This window comes from Citrobacter sedlakii (genome assembly GCF_018128425.1).
Lineage (GTDB): Bacteria > Pseudomonadota > Gammaproteobacteria > Enterobacterales > Enterobacteriaceae > Citrobacter_A > Citrobacter_A sedlakii.
Genome location: NZ_CP071070.1, coordinates 4,003,644 through 4,016,170 on the forward strand (window position 1 = coordinate 4,003,644; position 12,527 = coordinate 4,016,170).

12 protein-coding genes and 1 riboswitch are annotated in these 12,527 nt (G+C 56.4%); of the genes, 5 read left to right on the forward strand and 7 right to left on the reverse strand.

Annotation, left to right across the window (positions count from 1 at the left end; translation table 11 throughout):
* Positions 1-142: 142 nt before the first annotated feature.
* Together JY391_RS18995 and JY391_RS19000 are read left to right on the forward strand one after the other, a co-directional pair.
* The gene (locus JY391_RS18995; protein ID WP_042289288.1) at positions 143-814 is read left to right on the forward strand and encodes a DUF1190 family protein; all 672 of its coding nucleotides are present in this window, start codon (positions 143-145) and stop codon (positions 812-814) included.
* 5 nt (positions 815-819) lie between these two features.
* A complete protein-coding gene (locus JY391_RS19000; protein WP_042289291.1) occupies positions 820-1,980 on the forward strand; it encodes a glutathionylspermidine synthase family protein in 1,161 nt (386 codons plus the stop codon).
* A gap of 31 nt (positions 1,981-2,011) precedes the next feature.
* Here the strand turns inward: JY391_RS19000 and ygiD are convergent, their stop codons facing one another.
* A complete protein-coding gene (gene ygiD / locus JY391_RS19005) occupies positions 2,012-2,809 on the reverse strand; it encodes a 4,5-DOPA-extradiol-dioxygenase (protein ID WP_060570847.1) in 798 nt (265 codons plus the stop codon).
* A gap of 132 nt (positions 2,810-2,941) precedes the next feature.
* On the opposite strand from ygiD, the gene zupT reads away from it, so the two are divergent.
* Positions 2,942-3,715 (forward strand): zinc transporter ZupT, encoded by a 774-nt coding sequence (zupT, locus tag JY391_RS19010; RefSeq protein ID WP_199957051.1) that lies wholly within the window; start codon positions 2,942-2,944, stop codon positions 3,713-3,715.
* Between the two features lie 21 nt (positions 3,716-3,736).
* Here the strand turns inward: zupT and JY391_RS19015 are convergent, their stop codons facing one another.
* Both JY391_RS19015 and ribB read right to left on the reverse strand, forming a co-directional pair.
* On the reverse strand, positions 3,737-3,913 hold the full coding sequence (locus JY391_RS19015; protein WP_042289298.1) for a hypothetical protein: 177 nt from the start codon (positions 3,911-3,913) through the stop codon (positions 3,737-3,739).
* Between the two features lie 210 nt (positions 3,914-4,123).
* The gene (gene ribB, locus JY391_RS19020; protein ID WP_060570850.1) at positions 4,124-4,777 is read right to left on the reverse strand and encodes a 3,4-dihydroxy-2-butanone-4-phosphate synthase; all 654 of its coding nucleotides are present in this window, start codon (positions 4,775-4,777) and stop codon (positions 4,124-4,126) included.
* A gap of 105 nt (positions 4,778-4,882) precedes the next feature.
* Positions 4,883-5,088: riboswitch (FMN riboswitch) on the reverse strand.
* Positions 5,089-5,220: 132 nt separating this feature from the next.
* On the opposite strand from ribB, the gene ubiK reads away from it, so the two are divergent.
* Positions 5,221-5,523 (forward strand): ubiquinone biosynthesis accessory factor UbiK, encoded by a 303-nt coding sequence (ubiK, locus tag JY391_RS19025; RefSeq protein WP_042289303.1) that lies wholly within the window; start codon positions 5,221-5,223, stop codon positions 5,521-5,523.
* A gap of 34 nt (positions 5,524-5,557) precedes the next feature.
* Here the strand turns inward: ubiK and glgS are convergent, their stop codons facing one another.
* The 4 genes from glgS to JY391_RS19045 form a co-directional block, all read right to left on the reverse strand.
* On the reverse strand, positions 5,558-5,764 hold the full coding sequence (glgS, locus tag JY391_RS19030) for a cell surface composition regulator GlgS (protein WP_082636864.1): 207 nt from the start codon (positions 5,762-5,764) through the stop codon (positions 5,558-5,560).
* A gap of 167 nt (positions 5,765-5,931) precedes the next feature.
* On the reverse strand, positions 5,932-7,365 hold the full coding sequence (gene hldE / locus JY391_RS19035; RefSeq protein ID WP_042289305.1) for a bifunctional D-glycero-beta-D-manno-heptose-7-phosphate kinase/D-glycero-beta-D-manno-heptose 1-phosphate adenylyltransferase HldE: 1,434 nt from the start codon (positions 7,363-7,365) through the stop codon (positions 5,932-5,934).
* 47 nt (positions 7,366-7,412) lie between these two features.
* Positions 7,413-10,241 (reverse strand): bifunctional [glutamate--ammonia ligase]-adenylyl-L-tyrosine phosphorylase/[glutamate--ammonia-ligase] adenylyltransferase, encoded by a 2,829-nt coding sequence (gene glnE / locus JY391_RS19040; RefSeq protein WP_060570851.1) that lies wholly within the window; start codon positions 10,239-10,241, stop codon positions 7,413-7,415.
* A 105-nt stretch (positions 10,242-10,346) separates the two neighbouring features.
* On the reverse strand, positions 10,347-11,648 hold the full coding sequence (locus tag JY391_RS19045) for a CYTH domain-containing protein (protein WP_181822080.1): 1,302 nt from the start codon (positions 11,646-11,648) through the stop codon (positions 10,347-10,349).
* A 240-nt stretch (positions 11,649-11,888) separates the two neighbouring features.
* Between JY391_RS19045 and JY391_RS19050 the strand changes: the two genes are divergently transcribed.
* Positions 11,889-12,503 (forward strand): TIGR04211 family SH3 domain-containing protein, encoded by a 615-nt coding sequence (locus tag JY391_RS19050; RefSeq protein ID WP_042289312.1) that lies wholly within the window; start codon positions 11,889-11,891, stop codon positions 12,501-12,503.
* The last annotated feature ends 24 nt before the right edge of the window (positions 12,504-12,527 follow it).

Genomic DNA, 12,527 nt, shown 5'->3' on the forward strand with positions numbered 1-12,527 from the left:
CGATCGGCACAAAATCGCTGCTGAACGTAAGACAACGTAAAGATCCCACGATTCAGCCGCATTCCTGCCCCTTCTCGCTTCATTTTCAACCACTCATCCTCTATCCTGAGCAGTAATTACCACTGGGTCCTGGAAGACGAAAATGAAACGGACAAAATCCATCAAACACGCTGCGTTCCGCAAAAGCTGGAGCGCGCGTCACCTGACGCCTGTGGCGTTAGCCGTTACCGCTGTGTTTATGCTGGCGGGATGTGAAAAGAGCGACGAAACCGTATCGCTGTATCAGAATGCGGATGACTGCTCGGCAGCCAATCCGGGTAAAAGCGCGGAGTGTACTGCAACTTACAACAACGCGCTGAAAGAAGCCGAACGTACCGCGCCAAAATACGCGTCCCGCGAAGACTGCGTGGCCGAATTTGGCGAAGGCCAGTGCCAGCAGGCGCCAGCCCAGGCCGGTATGGCCCCTGAAGGACAGGCGCAAGCGCAGCAGTCCAGCGGCAGCTTCTGGATGCCGTTAATGGCGGGTTACATGATGGGTCGGATGATGGGCGGCGGCGCAGGTTTCGCGCAGCAGCCGCTGTTCAGCTCGAAAAACCCGGCCAGCCCGGCATACGGCAAATATACCGACGCAAGCGGCAAAAACTATGGCGCCGCCACGCCAGGTCGCAGCATGACGGTGCCGAAAACCGCCATGGCGCCGAAGCCTGCCACCACTTCGACCGTCACGCGCGGCGGCTTTGGTGAATCTGTCGCCAAACAGAACACCATGCAGCGTAGCGCCAGCGGCACCTCCACGCGTTCAATGGGTGGCTGATCCGCATGGAAAGAGTCAGTATCACTGAGCGCCCGGACTGGCGCGATAAAGCCAACGAATATGGGTTCAATTTTCACACCATGTACGGTGAACCGTACTGGTGTGAAGAGGCATACTACAAGCTGACGCTGGCGCAGGTTGAAAAGCTGGAAGAGGTGACTGCTGAACTGCACCAGATGTGCCTGAAGGTAGTCGAAAAAGTGATCGCCAGCGACGCGCTGATGACCAAATTCCGCATTCCCAAACATACCTGGGGCTTCGTTCGTCAGTCCTGGCAAACGAGCCAGCCCTCGCTCTATTCACGCCTCGATCTGGCGTGGGACGGCACCGGCGAACCTAAGCTGCTGGAAAACAACGCCGATACGCCGACTTCGCTGTATGAAGCCGCATTTTTCCAGTGGATCTGGCTTGAAGATCAGCTCAACGCGGGTAACCTGCCGCAAGGTAGCGACCAGTTTAACAGCCTCCAGGAAAAACTTATCGCGCGTTTCGCCGAGCTGCGCGAGCAGTACGGTTTTCAGCTTCTGCATCTCACCTGCTGCCGGGACACCGTTGAGGATCGCGGAACCATTCAGTATCTGCAGGACTGCGCCGCAGAAGCGGAAATCGCCACCGAATTCCTCTACATCGAAGATATCGGGCTGGGCGAGAAAGGCCAGTTTACGGACCTGCAGGATCAGGTGATCGCCAACCTGTTCAAGCTGTATCCGTGGGAATTTATGCTGCGTGAGATGTTCTCTACCAAGCTGGAAGACGCAGGCGTTCGCTGGCTGGAACCGGCCTGGAAGAGCATTATTTCCAACAAGGCGCTGCTGCCGTTGCTGTGGGAAATGTTTCCTGACCATCCGAATCTGCTGCCTGCGTACTTCGCAGAGGACGATCATCCGCAAATGGAAAAATTTGTCGTGAAGCCGATCTTCTCGCGTGAAGGCGCTAACGTCTCCATCATAGAGAACGGTAAAACGATCGAAGCGGTGGAAGGCCCTTACGGCGAAGAAGGCATGATCGTGCAGCAGTTCCATCCGCTGCCGAAGTTTGGCGACAGCTATATGCTGATCGGTAGTTGGTTGATCAACGATCAGCCTGCCGGGATCGGCATACGTGAAGACCGCGCGCTGATCACTCAGGATCTGTCCCGCTTCTACCCGCATATCTTTGTCGAATGATTAAGGGTGCCGGATGAGAGCGCAAAGCGCCTTATCCGGCCTGACCCACCTGTACCGACAGCATACTCAGACTGCCCATTTCGATCCCCTCTACGGGAAGGGTCACTGGCTCTTTACCATCCCATGCGCCCAATACATACAGTAACGGCAGGAAGTGATCCGGGGTTGGATTCGACAGCGGACCGCCTTCGTGGTCGAGATAGTTGACCAGCGGATGCCGTTCTGTCGGTCCCTGCCAGGTCAGATTCGCTTTAACAAAATCATTGAACGAGGTCGCCCACGGATAAGGCGCGTCGTCACCGTGCCAGCGGACAGTGCGCAAGTTATGTACTACATTACCGCTGGCTAGAAGCATAATTCCTTCGTCACGCAGCGCCGCCAGCTTACGTCCAATCTCAAAATGCCAGGCCGCCGGTTTGGTGCTGTCGACGCTCAACTGCACCATGGGAATATCGGCATTCGGATACATTTTGATCAACACGCCCCACGAACCATGGTCAAAACCCCAGGCCTCTTTATCGAGCGTAACCGGCACCGGCGCCAGAAGCTCCACCAGCCGCTGTGCCAGTTCCGGCGAACCGGGAGCCGGATAATGCGTGTCGTACAGCGCCTGCGGAAAACCGCCAAAATCATGAATCGTCTTTGGCGCGTCCATAGCGGTCACGCCAGTACCGCGCGTGTACCAGTGAGCGGACACCACCACAATCGCTTTCGGACGCGGCAGACGCTCCCCCAGTTGCTGCCAGGCGCGGGTATACAGATTATCTTCCAGCACGTTCATGGGGCTGCCGTGCCCCAAAAACAAAGCTGGCATACGAATTGAAGACATGATGATATCCTTACTCAGGGAGTCATTTTATGAGTCTTACCATACGCTCTTTCGATATATGAAGAACTCAGATAACCATGATGATGATCATCAGTTATTTTGAAGGTCAGGTGAATTTTTAAGGAGTTATTGATGTCAGTACCTTTACTTCTGACCTTACTGGCGGGCGCCGCCACGTTTATCGGCGCGTTTTTAGGCGTCCTGGGCCAGAAACCCTCGAACCGTCTGCTGGCGTTTTCACTCGGATTTGCCGCCGGGATCATGCTGCTCATCTCTTTAATGGAGATGCTGCCTGCGGCACTGGCCGCGGAAGGCATGTCGCCGCTTCTCGGCTACGGAATGTTTATTATCGGCCTGCTGGGCTATTTTGGCCTCGACCGTCTGCTACCACACGCTCATCCCCAGGATCTGGTACAAAAAACAACGCAGCCGCTTCCAGGTTCGATTAAGCGCACCGCTGTCCTGCTGACGCTCGGTATCAGTTTGCACAACTTTCCGGAGGGCATCGCCACTTACGTTACCGCCAGCAGTAACCTCGAACTTGGATTTGGCGTGGCGCTGGCCGTTGCCTTGCACAACATTCCTGAAGGGCTGGCGGTAGCCGGTCCGGTATACGCCGCGACAGGCTCGAAGCGAACGGCCGTCTTCTGGGCAGGCATTTCCGGCATGGCCGAAATTCTGGGCGGCGTTCTGGCATGGCTGATTCTCGGCAGCCTGGTTTCGCCTGTGGTCATGGCCGCCATTATGGCTGCGGTGGCGGGCATTATGGTGGCGCTGTCGGTCGATGAGCTGATGCCGCTGGCAAAAGAGATCGATCCAAATAACAACCCCAGTTACGGCGTTCTTTGCGGCATGTCAGTGATGGGGCTAAGCCTCGTCGTCCTTCAGACGATGGGGCTGGGATAACGCAGAAAGAGCAGGAAGCGACTATTCCTGCTCTTTAGTCAGAACACGCGTTTGTTCGTCCCGACGCAGCAATGTATTACGAATTTCCAGCAGCGCATCTCTGTCCTGGCGAAACGCTTTGCAGTAACGCTTCATATGGCAGAAATAGCCCACCACGACCAGTACAATTAGCACAATCCAATACCAGGCAATAAACATCCTTTTCCCTTTAAATTTAACATTAACAGAGATTTAGCGTTAAAATTAACATACCTATTTTTAGGTATATTTATATACTGGCACAGTATGAAATCGAAATGATGATTTTGATCATAGAGAAAAAGGTTGGGTGTTTATTAACCGATAAGAAGGGCAAATAAGGGAAATTTGCCGGATAAGGTGCTTTAACCACTATCCGGCAAGGAGGTATTAACTGGCTTTACGTTCGTGGGCCTGACGGTATGCCACCAGGTCTTCGATCGTCACTACCGCCATATTGTGTTTAGTGGCAAAGTCGATGCACTCCGGCGCGCGCGCCATGCTGCCATCATCATTGGTCAGTTCACACAGCACGCCCGCAGGTTTGAAACCAGCCAGCGTCACCAGATCGATGGTCGCTTCAGTGTGGCCGCCACGGGTCAACACGCCGCCAGGCTGAGCACGCAGCGGGAAGACGTGTCCCGGACGATTCAGATCGGAAGGCTTCGCGCCATCGGCAATCGCCGCGCGCACGGTGGTGACGCGGTCAGCGGCGGAAACGCCGGTGGTCACGCCTTCAGCGGCTTCAATGGTCACGGTAAAACCGGTGCCGTAAGCGCTGGTGTTATTTTCCACCATCATCGGCAGATCGAGCTGCTTGCGGCGATCTTCGGTGATGCACAGGCAAACAATACCGCTGCCGTGACGAATGGTCAGCGCCATTTGTTCAACGGTCATGGTTTCTGCCGGGAAAATCATATCGCCTTCGTTTTCGCGATCTTCATCGTCAAGCACCATCACACCGCGGCCTTCGCGCAGCGCAGTCAGCGCATGTTCAACACGTTCGAAAGGCGTACCAAAAGAGGAAAGTAGCGTCTGATTCATGGTAAAAAAACCTCACTAAAATTATGGTTACCAGAATCAGGGCAGTCTTAGGAGTACCGACAAGCGGCAAAAAAATAACGTGAGCGGGTCCGTGCCCGACTGGATCGTTACTCTCTCCCATCCGGACTTTAACCGTCGGCCCCGGAATTACACCGGATCTGCTGACCTTCAGATTCGCATCTGAAGCGCTCGCGGGCTTTCAGCCGGTCCTTCCTCTTTCACGCCGCTGCTGGATGAGCTGCAACGCGAAAAGTGATGAACATCGCTGATTTACCGCCGGTGGGGAATTTCGCCCCGCCCTGAGAATAAGCGGAATAACTATAACGCTATTAATTACCTTCATCAACGCCTTTACCCGCATAAGCTTCACACAATTCTGGTTTATGCCTTGCGCATATCGCACTACAATGTGCTTTAACACTTACCAGTTCAGGGAAACCACTATGATTGACCCGAAAAAAATTGAGCAGATCGCTCGCCAGGTTCACGAGTCGATGCCGAAAGGGATCCGGGAGTTCGGGGAAGATGTCGAGAAAAAGATCCGTCAGACGCTGCAGTCTCAGTTGACGCGTCTCGATCTGGTGAGCCGCGAAGAGTTTGACGTACAGACGCAGGTGCTGTTGCGTACCCGTGAAAAGCTGGCGCTGCTGGAACAGCGGTTGAGCGAGCTGGAAGCGCGTCAGAGCGGTATCAGCGACGAAGTCAAACCCGCGCCTGCCATCCCGCCGGTAGAACCGCAGGAGTAAAAACAGCAACGGGCCGCAAGGCCCGTTGAGTCGTTTAGTGTTCCACTTCTAATTTTCTCGCTTGCATCGCCTGCTGACAGTAGTGTGCATAGCGTTTGCAAAACCAACTGCGGTGCTCCTCATCCATATTGCCTGTCACGGCCTGGATATCCACCGGGCGACCTTCAGCCTGCATTCTGGCAAAACTGCGCGCCAGGAAATCAAAATTGTTCAACGAATAAACCGTGTTGTTCATCAGCATACCCTCCAGTTTGTGAAACTCTGCTAAGGCCATATGCTTTTTCTGATTTCAGTATTTACCCGTCCCGGTGACGGGTTTGTACATAATGTGCGCAATTAAGATGCCGGATATCACACTTTGGCAAGTTACCCGCCAGCGTGGCGTTTATCCGGCGCAGGGCAGCGCTTTTAGTTATCGCTCTCTTTCTGGATTTTTTTAATGATATTGGTGGTTGAGCAACCGTCTTCGAAGTTCAGTACCAACACTTCGCCGCCGTTGGCCCACACTTCTTCGCTGCCGGCGATCTCTTCAGGCTTATAGTCGCCGCCCTTCACCAGCAGATCCGGCAAGATCCCCGCAATCAGGCGCTGCGGCGTGTCTTCTTCAAACGACACCACCCAGTCCACCGCTTCCAGCGCGCCGAGTACGATCATGCGCTGCTCAAGCGGGTTCACCGGCCGCGTTTCGCCTTTCAGGCGTTTGGTTGACGCATCGCTGTTCACCGCGACAATCAGGCGATCGCCCAGTTTGCGCGCATTCGCGAGATACGACACATGCCCTGCGTGCAGAATATCGAACACGCCATTGGTCATCACCACTTTTTCACCGCGTTTACGCGCGGCGGCGACGGCGACCTTCAGTTCGTCTTCGGTCATCACGCCAAAGCCCGTTTCCGCACGGCCACGTACCGCGTTTTCCAGTTCGATCGGCGAAACGGTAGACGTCCCCAGCTTACCGACCACGACGCCTGCCGCCGCGTTGGCAAAGAAACAGGCTTCTTCCAGACTGTTGCCTGCGGCAAGCGTAGCAGCCAGTACGCCAATCACGGTGTCGCCAGCGCCGGTCACGTCATACACTTCCTGCGCCTGGGTCGGCATATGCAGCGGCGCCTTGCCTGGCTGCAGCAGCGTCATCCCCTGCTCGGAGCGGGTCACCAGCAGCGCGGACAGTTCAAAATCGGCGATCAGCTTCATGCCGCGCTCAACAATGTCTTCTTCGCTTTTACATTTCCCGGCCACCGCTTCGAACTCAGAGAGGTTCGGCGTCAGCAGGGTCGCGCCGCGGTAGCGCTCAAAATCGGTGCCTTTCGGGTCGATCAGTACCGGAACGCCCGCTTTACGCGCCAGCGCAATCATCTGCTGAACGCTGGCCAGCGCGCCTTTGGCGTAGTCGGAGAGCACCAACGCGCCAATAGAACTCAGCGCCTGGTTAATACGCTCGTGAAGCGGTTGCGGATCGACGCCCTCGAAGCCTTCTTCAAAATCCAGACGAATCAGCTGCTGGTTACGCGAAAGCACGCGCAGTTTGGTGATAGTGGGATGCGTCGGTACAGAAACAAAGTCGCATTTCACATTCACATCGGCCAGCGTTTTGCTCAGCGCACGCGCCGCGTCGTCAATACCGGTTAACCCGACCAGACGGGAGTTTGCCCCCAGAGAGGCAATATTCATCGCCACGTTCGCCGCACCGCCCGGACGCTCTTCGATGGTATCCACTTTGACCACAGGCACCGGCGCTTCCGGCGAAATACGGCTGGTTGGCCCATACCAGTAGCGATCCAGCATGACATCGCCAACAACCAAAACTCCTGCACGTTCAAACTCTGGCAGCGTTACTTTCATTCCTGTCTCCTGAGAGATTCAAAATTTGCGCGCGATAATAGCACACTTCAAACGGCGACCAGCCACTTCCGCCAGCTTGCCCGCACCAGCGCGCGTTCGGCTTCAAAGCAGGTTTGCGCCACATGGCCCGGCAGTTCCTGTAAGGCCAGGTGATGCAGCTCATCGCGCAGCGTGGTATAAGCGCGGGTCAGCGCCATCGCCTCCTGCTCATCCATAATGTCGTTCTGCGCTAGCAGTTCCAGTATCCGCACGTTATCCGACCAGCGCGTCAGCTTCGGTTTGTCGTGTGCATAGCGCAGCACCAGATACTGCGTAATAAATTCGATGTCGGTGATCCCGCCTTCATCTGCTTTGATGTCAAAACGATCGCGATGTTTATTGCCCAGATGAGCACGCATTTTTTCGCGCATTTCGCGCACTTCGGTTTGCAACGTGGCGCCGTCGCGCGGCAGGGTCACGATCTCGCGGCGCACCGCGTCAAACTGTGCGGTGAGCTGCGGGTCGCCGTAGACCACGCGGGCGCGGACCAGCGCCTGATGTTCCCAGGTCCAGGCCTCGTTTTTCTGGTAATCCGCGAAAGCCTCAGCGGAGGTCACCAGCATCCCCGCCGCGCCGGACGGGCGCAAACGCGCGTCCACTTCATACAAAATGCCGGAAGACGTCCGCGTGCTGAACAGGTGCATAATGCGCTGCGCCAGGCGCAGATAAAACTGTCGTCCGTCGATTTCGCGATCGCCGTCGGTCATTACGTCAACCGGACAGTCGTGCAGGAAGATGAGATCGAGATCGGAACTGTAGCCCAGTTCCCAGCCGCCCAGTTTACCGTAGCCTACCACCGCGAAACCGCGCCCTTCGCGATCCGCCAGATGTCCCGGCTGTCCGTAGCGCGCCACCATTTGTAGCCACGCCTGCTGCACCACGGCGTCTATCATCGCTTCCGCAAGCCAGGTCAGATGATCGCTGACCTTCATCACCGGCAGCGTTCCGGCGATATCCGCGGCGGCAATACGCAGCAGCTGCGTCTGCTTAAACTGGCGCAGCGCCTCCAGTTGCTGTTCTTCGTCATCTTCCGGCACGCGCAGCAGATATTGCCGCAGTTCATCACGGTAGGCGTCGGTCGCGGTGGGCTGGTAGAGCGTGTTCGGGTCAAGCAATTCGTCGAGCAACAGCGGGTAACGGGCAAGCTGGCTGGCGACCATCGGCGAGGCGGCGCATAGCGAAATGAGATGCTTCAGCGCGCCGGGGAATTCGCTCAGCAGCTCGAGATAAGTCGTGCGCGTGACGATCCCCACCAGCAGCGGCGTGATGCGTGACAGCGGGACGGAGGCATCCTGACGGACGCAGACATCGCTCAGCAGATGCGGCATCAGATGATCAAGCACCTGTCGGCCACGCGGCCCAATGGTGCGTTTATCAAGCTCTTTACGGAAGTCGGTAATCAGCGCCAGTACCCGGGTCCGGTCTTCGTCGGTCAGGTGAGCCAGGACCGGCGGCGTGTCGTCTTCCTGTAGCGCGTCCTGCCAGAGCTCGCGCCATTGCTCCGAAAGCGTATCTTCCTGCGTTTCGCTTTCATCATCGCCAATCAGTTCATTAAAGACGCGACGGACATTGGCCATATGCGTGTCCAGGATGTCGGTCAGTTGCTGCCAGTCATCCGCATTCATCCCCCACGCCAGACGCGCGCGGTTCAGTTCATCGCCCGGTAACGTTTGGGTCTGTTCGTCGTTAATGCTTTGCAGCAGGTTTTCCAGACGGCGGAGGAACAGATAAGCCGAGCGCAACTGGCTCGCATCGTTATCCGGCAACAAATGCAGCGCGGCGATGGCCTGTAAAGTGGGAAGCAAAGCGCGGGACTGCAACGACGGTTCGCGCCCGCCGCGAATAAGCTGGAAAACCTGAACGATAAATTCAATTTCACGAATACCGCCCGCGCCGAGTTTGATGTTGTCTTTCAGCCCGCGACGGCGCACTTCCCGGGCAATCATGCCTTTCATGTTGCGCAGTGACTGAATCACGCTGAAATCAATGTAGCGACGGAACACGAACGGACGCAACATGGCGCGCAGTTCGTCAACGTAGCGGCCCTCTGTCTCGCCCATGATACGCGCCTTCACCATCGCGTAGCGTTCCCAGTCACGCCCCTGCTCCTGATAATAATCTTCCAGCGCGGCAAAGCTCAGTACCAGCGGACCGCTGTCGCCAAACGGTCGCAGGCGCATATCCACCCGATAAACGAAGCCGTCCTGCGTGGGCTGATCGAGCACTTTGATCAGCCGCTGGCCCATGCGGGTGAAGAACTGCGCGTTATCCAGCTCGCGACGCCCACCCCGGGTGGCGCCGTGTTCCGGCCAGGCGAAAATGAGATCGATATCCGAGGAAAAATTCAGCTCGCCGCCGCCCAGTTTGCCCATGCCTAAGATCAGCAGCGGCTGTGGGATGCCCTCCGGGTTACACGGCGTCCCCCACTCACGGCAGCAGGCGTCATACAGCCAGTCGCGCGCGCTGACAATCAAGGTCTCCGCCAGCTGGCTGAGCTGCTGTAAAACCGCAGTATCTTCAATCAGCGAGAGCGCCTGGGCCCAGGCTATCCGCACCATAATACGACGACGAAACAGGCGCAGCTCCCGCATTAGCGCCGCTTCGTCATTCACCTCAGCCAGCGCCGTGTGTAGCCATTCGCCGTAGCGCTGCCATTCGTCCGCCTGCGGCGGCGCATTTTCCAGCCCGCTCAGCCAGTGGGGATGGGCAATAACGCTGTCCCGCACAAAGTCGCTGAATGTGAGCACTGACTTCGCTTGTACGCTAAGCGTAGCGTCAGGCAATTGTTCAGCAACGGTTTGCCAGTACTGCTGTAACGGTGAAGAAAGCGGCTTCATGAGAGAGTTCCTTGTAACGTTGCCGGATGGCGGCGTTCGCCAGAGCCGGCCTACAACGACGCAGCGCCAACAGGCAATCACTTCTGCGTTCGGGAATGACGCGGTTTACCGTTTTCCGCTGTGCAACCAGAACGGCGCCTGGTTTATCGCTTCATTGCGGAAATGTTCAATTTCAATACGCTGTCGGGTGGCGATGGCGTGATGCAGCCCCTGCCAGTTTTCCAGCCACGCCTGCGCCACTACAGCATCGTAATACCCGGCCAGCAGTAGCACAGTGTCGATATCACGACGTAACCGCGGCAGTTGATCCTGATACTGGTCGCCTAACGGCTGAGCAAACACGCTTTTCAGTTCGGCGGCGGTACGTGAAAGATGGATATCCGCGAAACGCTTAAAGGAATCGGCCATTTTGGCCTGTGCTTTAGCATCCAGAAACGGCTGCCAGGCTTTGGTGACCAGCCACTCCGTCAGCGCCAGTTTTGCCATTGCGGTTTGCGGGGTATACACCGCCGTCACGGCAGAGACCGCCGAGGCCAGGGTAGCCTCAGACTGGGTTAACAAATCTCGTAAGTGAGTGCTCGCTTTACGCGGAACGATACCACCGAACAGGGTAAGCGTATGGCGCACCAGCCCCATCGCCGCAGACACCTCCGCTTTCGCCGACTCCACGCCGCGCAGCCACAGTTCCTCGTGGTACTGCCACTGCGCTAAGGCCAGCTCCATCGCCGCTTCCAGCCCCTGCTCAACGCTGGCTTTTGCGGGCAAGGTCAGTACTGTGGTCGGTTTGATCTCGCGCCGGGCGTTTCCCTGGGCCAGGTGATAACCTCGCGCCGCCTTACTCAGGCTGCCCTGACGCAGTCCCGCCTGGCTCACCAGTTGATTAGCCAGCTTCAGCACCGCCCGGGTGTCGCCGCTCAGCAGTTCAAGCTCCAGCTCGCAAAGAGGTTCGGTAAATTCGCCGGCCTTAACTTCTCCGAGATCGAGCGCAATTTCAATCTGGCTGCCGTCAATTTCCAGCAGCCATTTCTCGCGATCAAAATCGGTACTGAACAATGGCTGCACGCGGGAAGCGAGATCGGCAGGCAGCTCGCCGTTCGGCCACACTGTCTGCGGAAGTTGCGCTAAATCGAGCGTAGGTTCGCTAAGCGGAATATTATATTCCGGACGCTGATGCAAACCGCCGACCACCCGCCCGGCGATTTTCAGGGTCATTTCATAGCGGCCATTCTCGCCGCGAATGCGTAACCCCATATCGTGGCTGCGTAGCCAGTTATCCGCCGTCTCGTAGTAAATGTTCAGCAGCTTGCTGGGCGCGTGATGTTCGCCGCCAAGCGTATTCAGATGGTCGCGCAGTGCGTCAACCGCATCGTGATTAACGATAAATTTTAATTCGATTTCCTGAGCCATGGCCTTGTACTTAGGGTTATGTCACAGTTGAAGGGATCGACTGCGAACTTCGTGCGTTACTGAGTGTCAGTAGATAGTATTTTGCGCCAAATTGCCATGCAACGAGCAATTTGACGGGCGTAAAAGTTTGACGTAGTGGCGAAGCTGACACAGATGATTCCGATTGATGTCGAATGCTTTGCGTAGAGACACTGATCCCACTACTATCGTTCCACTTTCTATGACAATAACGACAGCCTGATGCCAAAATTACGCCTGATTGGACTAACTTTACTTGCACTTAGCGCCACTGCCGTCTCCCACGCAGAAGAAACGCGCTATGTCTCTGATGAACTAAGCACCTGGGTCCGCAGCGGTCCGGGAGATAACTATCGCCTCGTCGGCACCATGAACGCCGGCGAACAGGTCACCTTGTTACAGACCGACAATAATTACGGCCAGGTCAAAGACAGCACCGGTCGCACTGCCTGGATCCCGCTGAAAGAGCTGAACACCTCGCCCAGCCTGCGCACCCGCGTACCGGATCTGGAAAATCAGGTCAAAACCCTGACCGATAAGCTGACCAACATTGACACCACCTGGAATCAGCGGACAGCCGACATGCAGCAAAAGGTCGCGCAGAGCGACAGCGTGATCAACGGCCTGAAAGAAGAAAACCAGAAGCTGAAAAACGAGCTGATTGTGGCGCAGAAGAAGGTCAGCGCCGCAAATCTGCAGCTTGATGACAAGCAGCGTACCATCATCATGCAATGGTTTATGTATGGCGGCGGCGTGCTCGGTCTCGGCCTGCTGCTCGGTCTGGTGCTGCCGCATATGATCCCAAGCCGCAAACGCAAAGACCGCTGGATGAACTAAATCGCCTTCTCCGCCACACTGTCA

What these genes read in the sequence shown, in the direction of transcription:
- JY391_RS18995 (WP_042289288.1), top strand. Translation starts at nt 143, where the DNA reads ATGAAACGGACAAAATCCATCAAACACGCTGCGTTCCGCAAAAGCTGG.
- JY391_RS19000 (WP_042289291.1), top strand. Translation starts at nt 820, where the DNA reads ATGGAAAGAGTCAGTATCACTGAGCGCCCGGACTGGCGCGATAAAGCC.
- ygiD (WP_060570847.1), bottom strand. Translation starts at nt 2,809, where the DNA reads ATGTCTTCAATTCGTATGCCAGCTTTGTTTTTGGGGCACGGCAGCCCC.
- zupT (WP_199957051.1), top strand. Translation starts at nt 2,942, where the DNA reads ATGTCAGTACCTTTACTTCTGACCTTACTGGCGGGCGCCGCCACGTTT.
- JY391_RS19015 (WP_042289298.1), bottom strand. Translation starts at nt 3,913, where the DNA reads ATGTTTATTGCCTGGTATTGGATTGTGCTAATTGTACTGGTCGTGGTG.
- ribB (WP_060570850.1), bottom strand. Translation starts at nt 4,777, where the DNA reads ATGAATCAGACGCTACTTTCCTCTTTTGGTACGCCTTTCGAACGTGTT.
- ubiK (WP_042289303.1), top strand. Translation starts at nt 5,221, where the DNA reads ATGATTGACCCGAAAAAAATTGAGCAGATCGCTCGCCAGGTTCACGAG.
- glgS (WP_082636864.1), bottom strand. Translation starts at nt 5,764, where the DNA reads ATGCTGATGAACAACACGGTTTATTCGTTGAACAATTTTGATTTCCTG.
- hldE (WP_042289305.1), bottom strand. Translation starts at nt 7,365, where the DNA reads ATGAAAGTAACGCTGCCAGAGTTTGAACGTGCAGGAGTTTTGGTTGTT.
- glnE (WP_060570851.1), bottom strand. Translation starts at nt 10,241, where the DNA reads ATGAAGCCGCTTTCTTCACCGTTACAGCAGTACTGGCAAACCGTTGCT.
- JY391_RS19045 (WP_181822080.1), bottom strand. Translation starts at nt 11,648, where the DNA reads ATGGCTCAGGAAATCGAATTAAAATTTATCGTTAATCACGATGCGGTT.
- JY391_RS19050 (WP_042289312.1), top strand. Translation starts at nt 11,889, where the DNA reads ATGCCAAAATTACGCCTGATTGGACTAACTTTACTTGCACTTAGCGCC.